At 60.9% G+C, this 15,907-nt stretch carries 16 protein-coding genes and 1 pseudogene; 13 read left to right on the plus strand and 4 right to left on the minus strand.

The annotated features are described in order from the left end of the window. Window positions 1-3: 3 nt before the first annotated feature. Entirely contained in the window at window positions 4-1,077 is a 1,074-nt protein-coding gene (mepA, locus tag FHX15_RS04910; RefSeq protein WP_184394233.1) for a penicillin-insensitive murein endopeptidase, read from the minus strand. A 212-nt stretch (window positions 1,078-1,289) separates the two neighbouring features. After that, on the minus strand, window positions 1,290-1,859 hold the full coding sequence (locus tag FHX15_RS04915) for a hydrolase (protein ID WP_184394235.1): 570 nt from the start codon (window positions 1,857-1,859) through the stop codon (window positions 1,290-1,292). A gap of 39 nt (window positions 1,860-1,898) precedes the next feature. Between FHX15_RS04915 and FHX15_RS04920 the strand changes: the two genes are divergently transcribed. The 11 genes from FHX15_RS04920 (at window position 1,899) to FHX15_RS04970 (ending at window position 13,191) form a co-directional block, all read left to right on the plus strand. Next, window positions 1,899-2,528 carry a TetR/AcrR family transcriptional regulator gene (locus tag FHX15_RS04920; RefSeq protein ID WP_184394237.1) on the plus strand — a complete coding sequence of 210 codons (630 nt, stop codon included), beginning with the start codon at window positions 1,899-1,901 and terminating at the stop codon, window positions 2,526-2,528. Between the two features lie 109 nt (window positions 2,529-2,637). Next, window positions 2,638-4,464: an extracellular solute-binding protein gene (locus FHX15_RS04925; protein ID WP_184394238.1), complete on the plus strand. Its 1,827-nt coding sequence runs from the start codon at window positions 2,638-2,640 to the stop codon at window positions 4,462-4,464. Window positions 4,465-4,613: 149 nt separating this feature from the next. Further along, window positions 4,614-5,702, plus strand: a complete 1,089-nt coding sequence (locus FHX15_RS04930; protein ID WP_184394240.1) for a microcin C ABC transporter permease YejB — start codon at window positions 4,614-4,616, stop codon at window positions 5,700-5,702. Continuing rightward, window positions 5,702-6,850, plus strand: a complete 1,149-nt coding sequence (locus FHX15_RS04935; protein ID WP_184394242.1) for an ABC transporter permease — start codon at window positions 5,702-5,704, stop codon at window positions 6,848-6,850. Before FHX15_RS04930 ends, FHX15_RS04935 begins: the two co-directional genes overlap by 1 nt. 72 nt (window positions 6,851-6,922) lie before the next feature. Further along, window positions 6,923-7,213 carry a hypothetical protein gene (locus tag FHX15_RS04940; protein ID WP_184394243.1) on the plus strand — a complete coding sequence of 97 codons (291 nt, stop codon included), beginning with the start codon at window positions 6,923-6,925 and terminating at the stop codon, window positions 7,211-7,213. After that, window positions 7,213-7,716 carry a PIN domain-containing protein gene (locus tag FHX15_RS04945; protein ID WP_184394245.1) on the plus strand — a complete coding sequence of 168 codons (504 nt, stop codon included), beginning with the start codon at window positions 7,213-7,215 and terminating at the stop codon, window positions 7,714-7,716. Before FHX15_RS04940 ends, FHX15_RS04945 begins: the two co-directional genes overlap by 1 nt. Continuing rightward, the gene (locus tag FHX15_RS04950) at window positions 7,713-9,341 is read left to right on the plus strand and encodes an ABC transporter ATP-binding protein (protein ID WP_184394247.1); all 1,629 of its coding nucleotides are present in this window, start codon (window positions 7,713-7,715) and stop codon (window positions 9,339-9,341) included. Before FHX15_RS04945 ends, FHX15_RS04950 begins: the two co-directional genes overlap by 4 nt. Window positions 9,342-9,364: 23 nt before the next feature. Then, window positions 9,365-10,324 carry a glyoxylate/hydroxypyruvate reductase A gene (locus FHX15_RS04955; protein ID WP_184394249.1) on the plus strand — a complete coding sequence of 320 codons (960 nt, stop codon included), beginning with the start codon at window positions 9,365-9,367 and terminating at the stop codon, window positions 10,322-10,324. Between the two features lie 86 nt (window positions 10,325-10,410). Then, the gene (locus FHX15_RS04960; RefSeq protein ID WP_184394251.1) at window positions 10,411-10,704 is read left to right on the plus strand and encodes a hypothetical protein; all 294 of its coding nucleotides are present in this window, start codon (window positions 10,411-10,413) and stop codon (window positions 10,702-10,704) included. 178 nt (window positions 10,705-10,882) lie between these two features. Next, window positions 10,883-12,187 (plus strand): nicotinate phosphoribosyltransferase, encoded by a 1,305-nt coding sequence (gene pncB, locus FHX15_RS04965; protein WP_184394253.1) that lies wholly within the window; start codon window positions 10,883-10,885, stop codon window positions 12,185-12,187. 377 nt (window positions 12,188-12,564) lie between these two features. Next, window positions 12,565-13,191, plus strand: a complete 627-nt coding sequence (locus tag FHX15_RS04970) for a hypothetical protein (protein WP_312861726.1) — start codon at window positions 12,565-12,567, stop codon at window positions 13,189-13,191. A gap of 13 nt (window positions 13,192-13,204) precedes the next feature. On the opposite strand, the gene FHX15_RS04975 is transcribed toward FHX15_RS04970, so the two are convergent. Next, entirely contained in the window at window positions 13,205-14,017 is an 813-nt protein-coding gene (locus FHX15_RS04975; RefSeq protein ID WP_184394257.1) for a tetratricopeptide repeat protein, read from the minus strand. A gap of 173 nt (window positions 14,018-14,190) precedes the next feature. Between FHX15_RS04975 and FHX15_RS04980 the strand changes: the two are divergent. Continuing rightward, window positions 14,191-14,502 (plus strand): annotated as a pseudogene (locus FHX15_RS04980) (nicotinate phosphoribosyltransferase); the annotation flags it as partial. Window positions 14,503-14,574: 72 nt separating this feature from the next. On the opposite strand, the gene FHX15_RS04985 reads toward FHX15_RS04980, so the two are convergent. Continuing rightward, window positions 14,575-15,567 carry a DUF72 domain-containing protein gene (locus FHX15_RS04985; protein ID WP_184394258.1) on the minus strand — a complete coding sequence of 331 codons (993 nt, stop codon included), beginning with the start codon at window positions 15,565-15,567 and terminating at the stop codon, window positions 14,575-14,577. Between FHX15_RS04985 and FHX15_RS04990 the strand changes: the two genes are divergently transcribed. Next, a complete protein-coding gene (locus FHX15_RS04990; protein ID WP_184394259.1) occupies window positions 15,566-15,868 on the plus strand; it encodes an AlpA family transcriptional regulator in 303 nt (100 codons plus the stop codon). The two genes, FHX15_RS04985 and FHX15_RS04990, sit on opposite strands and share 2 nt — an antisense overlap. Window positions 15,869-15,907 lie beyond the last annotated feature (39 nt).

Genomic DNA, 15,907 nt, shown 5'->3' on the forward strand with positions numbered 1-15,907 from the left:
GGCTTACTGCACGACCGGCTTGTCGCTTGGGACCGGGCCGACGGAAGGAAGCGCGCTGCCGGTATCGACAGGTGGTGCGGCGGCCGGGACTGCCGTCAGCGCGCTCGCCGCGGAAGGGCCGCCATAGGTCCCGGCTTCGGCAGAGGCGATGGACGGGGCATCGACAACGGCAGAGCAGGCCTTCGGCAGGTCGGAGACCATGACTTCACGCGGCGGCTTCGGCGTTACACCGGGCTTCGGCGGTTTCGGCGGCGCCCAGGGTTCCTTGGTGAACCACCAGGCAAGGGATTTGTCGCAGCCGTCGCCGGCGGCGACGGGCGGCTGCGGCGTGCAGCCCTTGGCGCCAACAGGGCATTTGATGCGGATATGGAAATGCGAATCGTGTCCGTATTCGGGCCTGAGCTTGCCGAGATTGGTGCGGTCGCCTGTCCAGGTATCGCACATTTTCTTCTTGATCGCCGGATTGACGAAGATGCGCTCGACCTGCGGATAGCTCGCGGCCAGCATCAGAAGCGCTGCCCGCTGCTCGCTCCAGACCTTGGGATCGAGGGTCAGGAACTTGTCCTTTTGCAGCATGCTAGTGAAGGGCAGGTTCTCCCGCTCTTCGTAGCTCATGCGGTGCGAGGGCATCGGCGTCAGCCAGACGTCGGCATCGAGGCCGATCTGGTGTGAGGCATGGCCGTTGATCATCGGTCCGCCGCGCGGCTGGGCGATATCGCCGACGAGAATGCCCGGCCAGCCGATTCTGTCATGCGCATCCTGCGAAAATTTTTCGATCAGCGAGATCATCGCCGGATTGCCCCAGCGCCGGTTGCGCGAAAGCCGCATCGCCTGCCAGGTCGGCCCGTCTGCCGGCAGCGCTTGGGCACCCGTCATGCAGCCTTTGGCATAGAAACCGATCGGTTGTGCCGGTCCCTGCGTCGGCAATTTCATCGCGCCGAAAACCGCCTTGGCGCTGCCGGGGCTCGGCGTCTTCTGCTCGGCTCCGACATCGCCGGCGACAAGGCTCGCGCCCATTGCACCGGCGAATATCAGTTTGCCGAAAATCTTGAAAGCCTGAGCGAAGCCGAAAGCCATGCCATTCCCTTGCCTGCCGCAGCATCGGCCCGAAAATCGAAATCGATTTTCGGAAAGCCTGATGCGTCGATTCAAAATATGAGAGCGTCCTTTGTGCGTCCGAACGGACGCACGGCGCTCTAAGGTGATTTGCATCGAATCTACCGTGAAAAGCAATTTTGGTGAATCGATGATTTGGCACGCCGCCATGGGGCCGGATCGCGGCAGCATCGTCAGTTGGAAAGAACCTCGGCCGTTTTGCGCACACGCGAAAGGCGCGGCAGGATGCGCTCACAGGCAAGCGAATGCATTTCGGCGGTGAAGGTGCTCATCGCGTCCTCGACGGCGATGACAGCGTAATTATGGGCGTAGGCATCGCGGATCGTTGCTTCGACGCCGAAATTGGTAGCGATCCCCGTCAGGATCACGGTCGTAATGCCACGGCGGCGAAGCTGGAGATCCATCTCCGTGCCGTAAAAGGCGCTCCACTGATGCTTGACGATATGCACATCGGCTTCGAGCGCAGCAATTTCTGCTGGAGCCGCAAGGGCTTCGGCTGGAAGGCCGCCTTGAGGGAAAACCGCCGGTTCGTCCACCGGCTGGTTGACAGCATCGGCATAGTCCGTGGAGAATCCGACGGTCACGAGGATCACCGTGCCGCCTTCGGACTTCAGCTTCCTGGCGATCGCGGCAGTATTCTCGACCACCTGCTGGGCCGAATGCGGCGCAAGCTGACGGCTGACGATGAAGCCCTGCAGGTCGATGGAAATGAGTGCGGTGGTCTTGGGATCGTAGAGGGACATGGCAATCTCCGGGGTAAGAAATATGAGGGCATCCTCACAATGGTAAATACGAGGATAGCCTCACAAAAATCAACCCCCCGACCGCAAACCCGTGTGCCGAAACGCCAGCGCGGCCATGAGCGGGTCGCCGTTCTCCTCGAAGCGGCGGCTAAAGTCTTTGTCGAAAAAGGCTATGATGCCGCCACGATGACGGAGATTGCCGCAGCCGCCAATTCCTCGATAGGCTCGCTCTATCAGTTCTTCCCGACCAAGCTTCTGCTTGCCGAAGCGCTGCACATCGACCGCCTGCAGCAGTTGAATGGCGTCCTCGCCGAGCTCTCGGAGAAAGCCCGCGGCCGCAGTGCGGCCGAGATCGGCGATGCTATCTTCACGCGGTTCGGCCGCTTTCTTGAGGAACATCCGGAATTTCCCGTTCTCGCCGCCAGGCGCGACGTGCCCAAGGAGCGCAAGGCGAAATCGCGTGCGGAGCTTCGCGACATCATCACGGGACTCTTGAGGAATGCCGAGCCTTCGGTCGCGCGCGATGTCGATCTCCTGGGCGCCCTCGTCCTGGAGCTTCTGCGCATCGTCGTCGCAGCCGCCAACGACCCCGATGGTTCCGGCGATCCCCGCATCGTCGGAGAGCTGCGGCGCATGCTGCGCAAGCGTCTCGAGGAAGTGACGCCCTGACCTCCACCGTAAGGCCAAATTCGCGAGCCCGGCAAAAAACAAAGTCTTTCCTGTTTTTCGCCTGCATTTCTCGTATTGTCGGAGAAAGCTAACAACAGGGGAAGAATGAATGGTGGCTTCGTGGTCGAAAATCAGTGTGCTGGTAGCATTTCTGGGTATACCTGCGGCTGTATTGGCTCAGGATCAGCAGTTCCAGATCGGCAGTTCGGTCATCAGCGAGATGAAGTACAAGCCGGGCTTCACCCATTTCGACTACGTCAATCCCGATGCCCCGAAAGGCGGTGACCTGCGCCTGTCTTCGAGCGGCACGTTCGACACTTTCAATCCGCTGCTAGCGAAAGGCGAGGCGGCTGTCGGCCTGACGCTCGTTTACGACACGCTGATGAAATCGGCCGACGACGAACTCCTCGTCTCCTACGGTCTGCTTGCTGAAGGCCTCTCCTATCCGCCGGACGTTTCCAGCGCGACCTTCCGCCTTCGCAAGGAAGCGAAATGGGCAGACGGCCAGCCCGTCACGCCCGAAGACGTGATTTTCAGCCTCGAAAAGACTAAGGAGCTCAATCCTCTCGCCGGAAACTATTATCGTCACGTCCTCAAGGCGGAAAAGACGGGCGAGCGGGACGTTACGTTCACCTTCGACGAGAAGAACAATCGCGAGCTGCCCAACATTCTCGGCCAGTTGGTCGTCGTGCCCAAACACTGGTGGGAAGCGCCGGGGCCGGATGGCAAGCCGCGCGACATTTCCAAGACGACGCTGGAGCCTGTCATGGGTTCCGGGCCTTACAAGATCGCCGCCTTCTCACCCGGCGCCACGATCCGTTATGAGTTGCGCGACGATTACTGGGGCAAGGACCTCAACGTGAATGTCGGCCAGAACAATTTCCGCAACATTCTCTACACCTATTATGGCGATCGGGACGTCGAGTTCGAGGCTTTCCGGGCCGGAAACAGCGATTACTGGCAGGAGACGACCGCGGCGCGCTGGGCGACGGGATATGATTTTCCGGCCGTGAAGGAGGGGCGCGTCAAGAAGCAGGACGTTCCCAATCCGCTGCGTTCCACCGGGATCATGCAGGCCCTCGTTCCGAATATGCGCCGCGACATTTTTAAGGACGAGCGGGTTCGCGAGGCCCTGAATTACGGCCTGGACTTCGAGGAGCTGAACCGCACCGTCGCCTTCAACAGCTATAAACGCATCGACAGCTATTTCTGGAACACCGAACTTGCCTCGTCCGGCCTTCCGGAGGGCCGGGAACTGGAAATCCTTCAGGGCTTGAAGGATCAGGTGCCGCCGGAGATCTTCACCACTCCCTACAGCAATCCCGTCGGCGGCGACCCGCAGAAGAGCCGCGACAATCTTCGCAAGGCCATCGCCCTGCTAAAGGAGGCAGGCTGGGATTTGAAGGGCAACCGCATGGTCAATGCCAAGAGCGGCCAGCCGATGAGTTTCGAGATCCTCCTGTCGAGCCCGATGCTGGAGCGTTGGGCAGTACCCTATGCCAACAATCTGAAGAAGATCGGCATCGACGCACGGGTGCGCACCGTCGATGCGGCGCAATATACCAACCGCGCTCGCAGCTTCGATTACGACATGATCTGGAACGTCTGGGCCCAGACCATGAACCCCGGCAACGAGCAGGCCGATTACTGGGGATCGGGATCGGCCAATCAGCAAGGATCGCGCAACTATGCCGGCATTGCCAATCCGGCCGTCGATGCGCTCGTTCGCATGATCATTTTTGCCCCCAACCGCGATGAACAGGTCGCGGCCATTAAGGCGATGGACCGTGTGCTGCTTGCCAATCACTATGTCATTCCGCTGTTCTACCGGAACACCTATTCGATTGCCTACTGGAATACTGTGACGCCACCGCCGGCGTTCCCGGCCTACAGCCTTGGCTTCCCCGACGCCTGGTGGTCCACGGCAGTCAAATGAGCAGGCTTGCAATGCGAGGGGCCCTGCGCTCCAAATGGCATCGGCGAATCATGAGACGCTGGCACAAGCCGGCAAAGGAAGGCTGGCAGATTGAACGGCATTAGATTGGACGGCGCGCAGGCGACGATATTCCCGGAGGCTCGTAACTGATGGGCGCCTATATTCTCCGCCGCCTGCTTTTGATGATCCCGACCATTGTCGGCATCATGGCGATTTCTTTCATCGTCGTTCAATTCGCGCCCGGCGGCCCGGTCGAGCAGGTGATCGCCCAGTTGACCGGCCAGGCCGACAGCGCCGACCAGCGCATCTCCGGCGGCGGCGATCTCCTGCGCGGCGGGGGAGACGACGCCAGTTCCAAATATCGCGGCGCCCAGGGCCTCGATCCGGAACTGATCGCCAAGCTGGAGAAACAGTTCGGCTTCGACAAGCCGCCGTTGACCCGCTTCGGCGAAATGATGTGGAACTACATCCGCTTCGATTTCGGCGAGAGCTTCTTCCGCAACACCTCCGTGCTCGACCTCATCAAGGAAAAGCTGCCGGTTTCGATCTCGCTCGGCATCTGGATACTGATCTTCTCCTACGCCATCTCCATCCCGCTCGGCATCCGCAAAGCGGTCAAAGACGGCTCCTCCTTCGATGTCTGGACCTCAGGCGTCATCGTCGTCGGTTATGCGGTGCCGAGTTTCCTGTTCGGTATTCTGCTGATCGTGCTTTTCGCCGGCGGCTCGTTCTACGACTGGTTCCCGCTGCGCGGCCTCGTCTCCGATAATTTCGACCAGCTTGCCTGGTGGCAGAAGCCGCTCGATTATTTCTGGCACCTCACGCTGCCGCTGATCTCGCTGTCGCTCGCATCCTTCGCCACGACGACGCTTCTGACCAAGAACTCCTTCATCGACGAGATCAAGAAGCAGTACGTTATCACCGCGCGCGCTAAGGGCCTCAACGAGCGCCAGGTGCTCTACGGCCACGTTTTCCGCAATGCCATGCTGATCGTCATCGCGAGTTTCCCCGGCGCCTTCATCTCCGCCTTCTTCACCGGTTCGCTTTTGATCGAGAACATCTTCTCGCTCGATGGCCTCGGACGCCTCGGTTACCTCTCGGTCGTCAACCGCGATTACCCGATCGTCTTTGCGACGCTCTACATCTTCTCGCTGCTCGGCCTCTTCGTCGGCCTGATCTCGGATCTGCTCTACACATGGATTGATCCGCGCATCGATTTCGAGCGGAGGGACGTCTGATGGATGCCGCCGCAAACCCGACGACGGCGACACCCGTCCGACCGCCCCGCAAGGGCTTGCTGTCGCCGACCAACATCCGCCGCTGGCGGAACTTCAAGGCGAACCGGCGCGGCTACTGGTCGCTCTGGCTGTTCCTTATCCTCTTCGTGCTCAGCCTCTTTGCCGAGTTCATCGCCAATGACAGGCCGATCGTCGCCTCCTACAAGGGCGAGATCCTTTTCCCCGTCATCATCAATTATCCCGAGGAAAAATTCGGCGGCTTCCTGGCCGAGACGGACTATCGCTCTTCGGTCATATCGGATGAGATCAATGCCAATGGCTGGATGATCTGGCCGCCGATCCGCTATTCCTACCAGTCGGTCAATTCCAATATTCCGCATTCGGCCCCGACGCCGCCGTTCTGGCTGATGTCGAAGGAGGAGCGCTGCTCGGCCTATCCGCAGGGCGTCAACGATCCCGATTGCAGGCTCGGCAATCTCAACTGGCTCGGCACGGACGATCAGGCCCGCGATGTGCTCGCCCGCGTCATCTACGGTTTCCGCATTTCCGTGCTCTTCGGCCTGGCGCTCACCATCTGCTCGGCCGTCATCGGTGTCACGGCCGGCGCCGTCCAGGGCTATTTCGGCGGCTGGACGGACCTGCTCTTCCAGCGTTTCATCGAGATATGGTCCTCGATGCCGGTGCTCTATATCCTGCTGATCATTGCCGCCATCCTGCCGCCCGGCTTCTTCGTGCTGCTCGGCATCATGCTGCTCTTCTCCTGGGTGGGCTTCGTCGGCGTCGTGCGCGCCGAATTCCTGCGCGCCCGCAATTTTGAATATGTCCGGGCTGCGCGCGCGCTCGGCGTCAACAACCGCACCATCATGTGGCGGCATATGCTGCCGAATGCGATGGTGGCGACGCTGACCTTCCTGCCCTTCATCCTCTCCGGCTCGATCACCACGCTGACCTCGCTCGATTTCCTGGGCTTCGGCATGCCGCCGGGTTCGCCTTCGCTTGGTGAGCTGATCGCTCAGGGCAAGGCCAATCTCCAGGCGCCATGGCTCGGCCTGACGGCCTTCTTCACCATGTCGATCATGCTCTCGCTGCTGATCTTCATCGGCGAGGCGGTGCGCGATGCCTTCGATCCGAGAAAGACGTTCCAATGAGTGAAGTCATCTCGTCATTTGCAGGCGTTCAGACTAAGGTTGGCTATGACGCAACTCTTGAGGCACAGGCCGATGAACAAGATCGTGTTTGAGCATTATCCTGCATCGAAGCTGCCGGAAGAACTCCGGAAGGGCCTGGAAAAGGACGCTACGGTGCGTGTGGTGATTGAGGAGGAAGCCAAGGATGGGGAGAGAGACCCTTTTCCGGGCTTCAGGAACCTGCCGAAGATTGAGCGGAAGCCGATGACCAGAGCCGAAACCCTCGCCGCCATCAGGCGTATAAAAGCGGAAGACAGGCCATCGGTCAGTGCCGAGGAAGCGGTCGCTAGAATTCGCCAGCTGCGGGATGAGTGGGATGATTGATGCAAGGTGTCAGTAGAATTTATCTCGACACGAATATTTTCATCATGGCATTCGAGAGGCGGGACGAGACGAGTGATCGGCTCGCTCAACTGCTGGCCGCAGGCGATACTGATGTCGAGCCGAAATTTGTGACGAGTGAGTTGACGCTATCCGAGCTTCTGGTGACGCCATATCGTCAAAATGACGACAGTCTGATCGACACATACGAAGGGTTGATCCTAACGAGCAGCTGGCTCGAAGTGCTCCCAGTCGCTCCGCCCACACTTCGATATGCTGCGGTGCTGCGGTCTCAATATGGCAGCCTGAAATTACCGGATGCCATTCATCTATCGACTGCCATCGGTGCGAACTGTTCGCATATCCTGACGGACGATCGGGGAATAAGGGACGAATACCGGCTGATCCATCGCAGATACGGGCAGTCAGCGGAAGCTCGGCCCTTGACGGTTCTTCGCCCGGATGAGCCCACTCTTTCCTCTTTCCTGAAAAAACCAGGCCAATGACATCACCGCTACTCTCCGTCCGCGATCTCTCGGTCGCCTTCCATCAGGGCGGCGAAACCTCGCTCGCCGTCGACCGCATCTCCTTCGATATCGGCAAGGGCGAAGTCCTGGCGCTTGTCGGCGAATCCGGGTCCGGCAAGTCGGTGTCGGCAAATTCGATCCTGCGGCTTCTGCCCTATCCGTCGGCCAGCCATCCGGGTGGCGAGATACTCTTCAAGGGCAAGGATCTCCTGAAGGCCTCCGATCGCGAATTGCGCGAAGTACGCGGCAACGACATCACGATGATCTTCCAGGAGCCGATGACATCGCTCAATCCGCTCCATACGATCGAGCAGCAGATCGCCGAAATCCTGGCGCTGCATCAGGGCATGACGGGGCAGGCCGCGCGCACCCGGATATTGGAACTCCTGAACCAGGTCGGCATTCGGGAGCCGGAAAAGCGCCTGAAGGCCTATCCGCATGAGCTCTCGGGCGGCCAGCGTCAGCGTGTGATGATCGCCATGGCGCTCGCCAACCGGCCGGAACTCTTGATCGCCGACGAGCCGACGACAGCGCTCGACGTGACCGTCCAGGCGCAGATCCTCGAACTTTTGCGCGAATTGAAGGGCGAGCATGGCATGTCCATGCTCTTCATCACCCATGATCTCGGCATCGTGCGCAAGTTCGCCGATCGCGTCTGCGTCATGACCAAGGGCAAGATCGTCGAGACCGGGACGGTGGAGGAGGTCTTTGCCAATCCGCAGCATGACTATACCCGCCACCTGCTCGCCTCCGAGCCGCGCGGCGAGCCGCCGGTCACCGATCCTTCCAGGCCCGTCGTCATGGAAGGCAACGACATCAAGGTCTGGTTCCCGATCAAGGCCGGCTTCATGCGCAAGATCGTCGATCACGTGAAGGCGGTCGATGGCATCGATCTGACGCTGCGCTCCGGCCAGACGCTCGGCGTCGTCGGCGAATCCGGCTCCGGCAAGACCACGCTTGGTCTCGCGCTGACCCGCCTCATCTCCTCGAAGGGCCGCATTTCCTTCGTCGGAAAAGATATAGCAAACTATTCATTCACCGAGATGCGGCCGCTGCGCAACCAGCTCCAGGTCGTCTTCCAGGACCCCTACGGCTCGCTGAGCCCGCGCATGTCGGTCGGCGATATCGTCGCCGAGGGCCTGAAGGTGCATGAGCGTTCGCTCTCGGCCGATGAGCGTGACCAGCGCGTCTGCTGGGCGCTGGAGGAGGTCGGGCTCGATCCGCTCACCCGCTGGCGCTTCCCGCATGAATTTTCCGGCGGCCAGCGCCAGCGCATCGCCATTGCCCGCGCCATGGTGCTGAAGCCGCGCTTCGTCATGCTCGACGAGCCGACCTCGGCGCTCGACATGAGCGTGCAGGCGCAGGTGGTGGATCTCTTGCGCGACCTGCAGAAGAAGCACGATCTCGCCTATCTCTTCATCAGCCACGACCTGAAAGTGGTGAAAGCGCTGGCCAACGATGTGATCGTCATGCGCTTCGGCAAGGTTGTGGAGCAGGGGCCGTCGGCGGAAATCTTCCGCGCGCCGAAGCATGACTATACCAGGGCGCTGATGGCCGCCGCCTTCAATATCGAGGCGGTGCCGACCGCAGCGGTCCAGCAATAAGACGGGCACCAGCAAAGAAGATCATGTCAGCAAAACCTCCCGTTCTCGTCGACCTCAAGTTCGACCCTGATACTGTCGCCCGTATCCTCAAGACCGCCTTTGCCGATCGCGGCAGCATCAATGCCGCCGACCCCGCGAGCAAGGCGCTTGACCTGACCGGCATCGATTATGCGCTGCTCTGGAAGCCGGATGCCGATATCTTCAAGCGCGCGCCGAACCTCAAGGTGCTTTTCTCCGGCGGCGCCGGGGTCGATAGCATCCTGTCCATTCCCGACCTGCCCGATCTTCCGATCGTCCGCTTCGTCGATCGCAGCCTGACGACGCGCATGAGCGAATGGGTGGTCATGCAGTGCCTCATGCATCTGCGGCTCCAGCGCCAGCATGACCGCGACCAGCAGAACCGCGTCTGGGGCAAGCTCGTGCCGCCGGAAGCTGCCGAAATCACCGTCGGCGTCATGGGCCTCGGCATTCTCGGCCAGGATGCCATCGCCAAGCTCCGCGTCATGGGCTTCAACGTCATCGGCTGGTCGCGCTCGAAGAAAGAGGTTGAGGGCATCGAAACCTTCAGCGGTCCCGAGCTCGGTACCTTCCTGGCGAAGACCGATATCGTCGTCGGCCTTCTGCCGCTGACGCCGGATACGACAGGCCTCTACGACAAGGCCTTCTTCGCCAGGCTGCGCCAGGGCGGCGCGCTCGGCAAGCCCGTCTTCATCAATGCCGGCCGCGGCAAGAGCCAGGTGCAGGCCGATATCGTTGCCGCGATCGAGGCCGGCGTGCTCGGCGGCGCCTCGCTCGATGTCTTCGAGGTCGAGCCGCTGCCGGCGGACGACCCGCTTTGGCATCTGGAGAATGTCTTCATCACCCCTCATGACGCGGCGATCTCGGAAGAAAACGCGCTTTTCCGCCATGTCGAGACCCAGATCGCCCGCTTCGAGCGCGGCGAGCCGCTGCAATTCGTCGTCGACCGTGAGGCGGGGTACTGACCCCTTCGGAACCATCCTCCATCGCTTCTCGTTTGTTTCCGGAAGCTCCGCAGGCGCGGCTTGCGGCTTACCGGAAGGAGACGATCATGACCCCTACGGAAACGCGCTGGGAAAAGTCCGATCAAAAGCTTCATGCCGAAGAACAGATTTCGCCCGTGAAGGCCAAGCAGGGCCGTACCGGTTCCCGCATCCTCGCCGTGCTGATTGCCGCCCTGGTGCTCGCCTTCCTCGTCTGGATCCCCGTCGAGATCTGGGGCAAGAAGGAGGCCAATGACGTCGCTCCGCAGCAGCCGGGCCAGCAGATGCAGTCCGGGGTTCCGGCAAAGCCGCCGCAGAACGGCGCCACCGCCCCGGCCCAGCCGGCCGCACCTGCGCAATAGCGGGCGGATAGCACACAGTTGAACAACGTCCTGCAGCCATTCCGGCTGCGGGACGTTGCCTGTTGTTTTTTCTGGACTTTGCCGATCTATTTTTCGATAAGAAGGCGCACGAGCCGGTTTCGTGCGCTGGCCGTAACAGGGCCGCACCTGACCGGATGGACGGACAGGCAGGAGTTTCATGGCCAGGACCGATATCGCAAGGCGCGTCTACAATCATACCTGGAAACTCGATCCGATCGTCCGCAGTCTGATCGATACGGATTTCTACAAGCTCCTGATGCTGCAGATGATCTGGAAGCTCTATCCAGATGTCAGCGCCTCCTTCACCCTCATCAACCGCACCAAGCGCGTGCGCCTTGCCGACGAGATCGACGAAGGCGAGCTGCGCGAGCAGCTCGACCATGCGCGCACGCTGCGGCTCGCCAAGAAGGAGATGATCTGGCTTGCCGGTAACAGCTTCTATGGCCGCGCCCAGATCTTCGAGCCGGAATTCCTCGCCTGGCTCTCCAATTTCCAGCTGCCGGAATACGAGCTTTCCAAGAAGGACGGGCAATATGTGCTCGATTTCCATGGGTCGTGGAAGGAAACGACCATGTGGGAAATCCCGGCACTTGCCATCATCAACGAGCTGCGTTCGCGCGCCGCCATGAAGGCGATGGGCCCCTTCACGCTCGACGTGCTCTATGCCCGCGCCAAGGCCAAGATGTGGGCCAAGGTGGAGAAACTGCGTGAACTGCCGGGCTTGCGGATCTCCGATTTCGGCACCCGCCGCCGCCACAGCTTTCTCTGGCAGCGCTGGTGCGTGGAAGCCCTGAAGGAAGGCATCGGCCCGGCCTTCACCGGCACCAGCAATGTATTGCTGGCTATGGATTCCGATCTCGAAGCCGTCGGCACCAACGCCCACGAGCTGCCGATGGTGGCCGCTGCCTTGGCCGAGACCGACGAGCAGCTCAGGAACGCGCCCTATAAGGTGCTGCGCGACTGGAACAAGCTCTATGGCGGCAACCTGCTGATCGTGCTGCCGGACGCCTTCGGCACCGCCGCCTTTCTGCGCGACGCGCCGGAATGGGTGGCCGACTGGACCGGCTTCCGCCCGGACAGCGCCCCGCCGATCGAAGGCGGCGAGAAGATCATCGACTGGTGGAAGAAGATGGGCCGCGACCCGCGCCAGAAGCTCCTGATCTTTTCCGATGGCCTCGATGTCGATGCCATCATCGACACCTACAAGCATTTCGAGGGCCGCGTGCGCATGAGCTTCGGCTGGGGCACCAATCTGACGAATGACTTTGCCGGCTGCGCGCCGACAGATACGTCCGATTTCCTGCCGATCTCCATCGTCTGCAAGGTCAGCGACGCCAATGGCCGCCCGGCCGTCAAGCTCTCGGACAACCCGCAGAAGGCGACCGGCGAGCCGGCCGAGGTGGAGCGCTATCTGAAATTCTTCGGCGCCGAGGATCGGACTGATCAACCGGTGCTGGTTTAAAGCAGCGGTCATTTCTGACGGCCGGACGGGCGGCGTAACACTCTGATGGGGGCTCTTCGAGCCATCTGACCGGGGTCGCGCCGCGGGTCTCGACGCGTCCTTCGGACCCTCGAGGGAGAAGGGACGTGCAGCGGCGGCTTCATTCCCTTCGACCCCGCGTGGGAGCGATTGCCATGCGTCCTCCTCCCAAGCCCACTTGCATCACCGGCAGTTCTAGGTTCTGCTAACGCCGAGTCTTCCGACATTTGAGCGGCACTTCTTCGTTAACATCTCGAGGCAATCCAATGCGTGTCGTGTTTCGCTGTGATCCTGCGCTTGTCGACCATCTGCCTCGCCCCGTTCCAGCTCGCAGCATTCTGCCGGACTGGCTCCGTAGCATGCCCGCGAAGGCACATTCCGAGATTCACGGCCGGGAAATTCGGACCGTAAAGCAGTGCCCTCCCTTTGTTGACGCCATGTCCCATGGTTTTATGATTCTGCTCCCGTGCGACGTAACCGTTCGAAGCGGTGTCTTCGCATGGGATTGGGTTATCCCAGAGCCCTCGACCGAAGGTCATCCGCGATCTCCGCTCAGCTTTCATGTTGCTGAGCAGCTTGCTGGCGCGCCGTTTGCCAACGGCTTGGCAGCGGTGAAGTTCAACAGCTTTTGGACGATCGAACTGGAGGAGGGATGGTCACTTTTCGCCATGCACCCGGTCAATCGCAACGAGCTTCCCTTCCGTTTGCTGACGGGTGTCGTGGATTCAGATCGCTTTTATGATGCGGGGATCAACTTCCCGGCAATCTGGACCGATCCTCATTTTTCAGGGGTTCTGCCAAAGGGCACCCCGATTGCACAATGCTTTCCGGTACCGCGCGCAGCTCCCGATGTGATCTTTGAATATTTCGATGGGACGCACAACACTGCCTACGAGAAAACCGTCGCCGAGGTTCTCGCCAATCCCGGAGTCTACCGAAAGCATTTCCGCGTAAAGCGTCCGCGTTCAGCGCCAGAATCGGCTTGAATGTGAGCTGCACCTAAGATTTGAGCATTCGCTTCAAGACCTCTCGATCCAGCCATAGCTGGCCTCGCGGTGCCGACGTTAGCGACATGGCGATCGCACCCAATGTATCGGGTCGCAGGCTGTAGGCTGCCTGATAAGCCGCGATGGCCTCGTCAATCTCACCCATATCCTGCAACACGATGCCGAGATTGACGGCTGCCTCTGCATCGTCAGGCCGCTGTTCCAGCGCTTTGCGATAAGCTTCGGCCGCACCAGCCAAGTCGTGCAAATCCTGCCTCACCAGCCCCAGGTCAAACCACATTGAGGCAGATCTGTCGACTGCCGCCACACCTTCGAGTACCGCAGCCGCGGCATCGGGCGACCCGTCTTCAAAAAGTATCCGACCGAGGCGCGCGGCAGCCTCCAGCGAAGCAGGGTTGGCACGGCTCAATGCCCTCCAAGCGCCGGCTGCCCGGTTGCGATCGCCGGCGGCATCGAAAGTACGAGCCTGTTCAAGGAGAATTTCGACACTCGGAGACAATGTGGCAGCGCGACTGAGGTGAAATATAGCTCGGTCGAAATCTCGCAACGACCGCGCGATACGGCCGGCAAGCAGTCGGCCGGGCGCGTTATCAGGCGTGTCCGCCAAACTAATTTCAATATGGATGCTCGCCTTTGCAGCATCGCCCTTGCCGAACAGAATCGCCGCGAAAAGGTGGTTAAGGGTCGGGTCGCTCCGATTTTGCCGCAAGCTTGTCTCACACAAGGACATCGCCTGGTCCAAACGGCCGGCGTTGAAATCAGCCACGATTCGCCGCACCTGATTTTCGACCGCCGCAACACGCATGCCCAGCTCCCCTTTATCCGCCGCCGCCAGGAAAAGCGGCCGATATCGCAGTCATAAGTGCAGACTAAACGGGGCGCCACACAATTTATTTATTCCGTCCATCCGATAGCCCATGCGTCGCCGCTCTTGTCATGCAAGGGGCCGGCGCGCACTTGCTCCCGAATGAAAGAGGACGCCGCCGCCACAGCTTCCTCCGGCAGTGCTGGTGCGTGGAAGCGCTGAGGAAGGCATCGGTCCAGCCTTTACCGACACCGGCAATGTATTGCGGGCTATGGATTCCGATCTCGAAGCGTCGGCACCAATGCCCACGAGCTCCCGATGGTGGCCGCTGCCCTTGCCTAGACGGACGAGCAGCCCAGGAACGCGCCCAACAAAGTGCTGCGCGACTGGACAAGCTCTATTTCGGCAACCTCTCAATCGTCCTGCCTGACGCCTTCGGCACCGCCGCCTTCCTGCGCGACGCGCCGGAATGGGTGGCCGACTGGAAGGTGGAACGCTATCTGAAATTCTTCGGCGCCGAAGACCGGACTGATCAGCCGGTGCTGGTTTAAGCTGGTTTATGGCGCAGACCGCAGCGCCGGCCAATGCTGGCGCGGCTCCTCGGTGACGGGCTTTCCGCCACGGCGTGTCGGCTTGACGGTGACACTGTCGTCAGGCGGCAGAGCGACATCGAGCTTCGCGGCGAGCGAGCGGGCATCGGCCGGCGCACGCACCTTCGCGTCATTGTCGAAATAGACATAGACATCGCGGCCACGAGCCGAGCGCTGCAACGGCGGCTTGATGCGGTTGGCGTCGTCGGGCTCGATGCCGTGCGCCCAGGCATCGATGCGCCCGGCCCAGCGATCGAGCGATTCGTCGTCATAGCCGCTGACATAGAGCTGCTCTGACCCATGCAGCCGGCAATAGATGAAATCGGCTGTGACATCCATCAGGAGCGGCCATTCCACCGTATCGGCAACCACCAGTCCGACCTTGTGCTTGCGCATGAGTTCGATGAATTCGGGCGCGCAGAAACTGTCGTGGCGGATTTCCAGCGCATGGCGCATCGGCTGCGTCCTCTCGCTCTTCGTCCAGGCGCGGCCGTCTAGCCGTTCGTCGTGCTGTTTCGCCATATCGGCCGCAGCATCGGTATCCCTCGGCAGCATTGCCAGGAAGTTGTCGAAGAGCTCGGCATCGAATTTCTGCCTTGGCGGAAACTGCCAGAGGATCGGCCCCAATTTCGGTCCCAGGCGCAGCAGGCCCGAGGCCAGAAAATTGGCAAGCGGCTTCTCGATGTCGCGAAGGCGCTTCAGATGGGTGATGTAGCGCGAACCCTTGACCGAAAAGACGAAACCGTCAGGCGTCTCGTCGCGCCAGCTGGCAAAAGCATCCGGCTTCTGCAGCCCGTAAAATGTGCCGTTGATCTCGATGGAAGCGAACTTCCGCGAAGCGTAGGCAAGCTCGCGCTTCTGCGCCAGCCCCTTCGGGTAGAAGACGCCGCGCCAGGGCGCATAGGTCCATCCCGATATGCCGATGCGGATCGTGCCTGTTTTTGCCGCTGCTTTTGTCATGCAAAGGGAACTGCGCCGGCGCGCGCTTGTTCCCGACCGGCATGACTTCGTGCCGACAACCATCCGCCTCTACGGATACGGCCAGGCACACGACCAGACCTGGAGAGATATGGTGGAAGTCACCCCGAAAATCCTGCTCAACATCAAGCAAGTCACCGAAGCGACCGGCATCAGCCGCGCCAGCATCTACCGGCAGATGAAAGGCGGCCGGCTTCCCTTCGTCAAGCTCGGTTCGCGCACGCTGTTCCGCCCCGCGGATATCAAGCAGTTCGTCGATCAGAACGTCCGGGCTGCGGATTAGCGGCTTGGCGGCGACATGCTGTTCGCTGCTGCCATCGAG

The sequence above is a fragment of the Rhizobium sp. BK650 genome (assembly GCF_014195325.1).
In the GTDB taxonomy this organism is placed as follows: Bacteria; Pseudomonadota; Alphaproteobacteria; order Rhizobiales; family Rhizobiaceae; genus Rhizobium.

Bases quoted from the DNA above. Each gene is read 5' to 3' on its own strand.
- FHX15_RS04970 (WP_312861726.1), top strand. From the start codon at position 12,565: ATGCCCGCGAAGGCACATTCCGAGATTCACGGCCGGGAAATTCGGACC.
- FHX15_RS04990 (WP_184394259.1), top strand. From the start codon at position 15,566: ATGCAAAGGGAACTGCGCCGGCGCGCGCTTGTTCCCGACCGGCATGAC.
- FHX15_RS04920 (WP_184394237.1), top strand. From the start codon at position 1,899: ATGGTAAATACGAGGATAGCCTCACAAAAATCAACCCCCCGACCGCAA.
- pncB (WP_184394253.1), top strand. From the start codon at position 10,883: ATGGCCAGGACCGATATCGCAAGGCGCGTCTACAATCATACCTGGAAA.
- FHX15_RS04915 (WP_184394235.1), bottom strand. From the start codon at position 1,859: ATGTCCCTCTACGATCCCAAGACCACCGCACTCATTTCCATCGACCTG.
- FHX15_RS04960 (WP_184394251.1), top strand. From the start codon at position 10,411: ATGACCCCTACGGAAACGCGCTGGGAAAAGTCCGATCAAAAGCTTCAT.
- FHX15_RS04930 (WP_184394240.1), top strand. From the start codon at position 4,614: ATGGGCGCCTATATTCTCCGCCGCCTGCTTTTGATGATCCCGACCATT.
- mepA (WP_184394233.1), bottom strand. From the start codon at position 1,077: ATGGCTTTCGGCTTCGCTCAGGCTTTCAAGATTTTCGGCAAACTGATA.
- FHX15_RS04935 (WP_184394242.1), top strand. From the start codon at position 5,702: ATGGATGCCGCCGCAAACCCGACGACGGCGACACCCGTCCGACCGCCC.
- FHX15_RS04940 (WP_184394243.1), top strand. From the start codon at position 6,923: ATGAACAAGATCGTGTTTGAGCATTATCCTGCATCGAAGCTGCCGGAA.
- FHX15_RS04985 (WP_184394258.1), bottom strand. From the start codon at position 15,567: ATGACAAAAGCAGCGGCAAAAACAGGCACGATCCGCATCGGCATATCG.
- FHX15_RS04925 (WP_184394238.1), top strand. From the start codon at position 2,638: ATGGTGGCTTCGTGGTCGAAAATCAGTGTGCTGGTAGCATTTCTGGGT.
- FHX15_RS04975 (WP_184394257.1), bottom strand. From the start codon at position 14,017: ATGCGTGTTGCGGCGGTCGAAAATCAGGTGCGGCGAATCGTGGCTGAT.
- FHX15_RS04945 (WP_184394245.1), top strand. From the start codon at position 7,213: ATGCAAGGTGTCAGTAGAATTTATCTCGACACGAATATTTTCATCATG.
- FHX15_RS04950 (WP_184394247.1), top strand. From the start codon at position 7,713: ATGACATCACCGCTACTCTCCGTCCGCGATCTCTCGGTCGCCTTCCAT.
- FHX15_RS04955 (WP_184394249.1), top strand. From the start codon at position 9,365: ATGTCAGCAAAACCTCCCGTTCTCGTCGACCTCAAGTTCGACCCTGAT.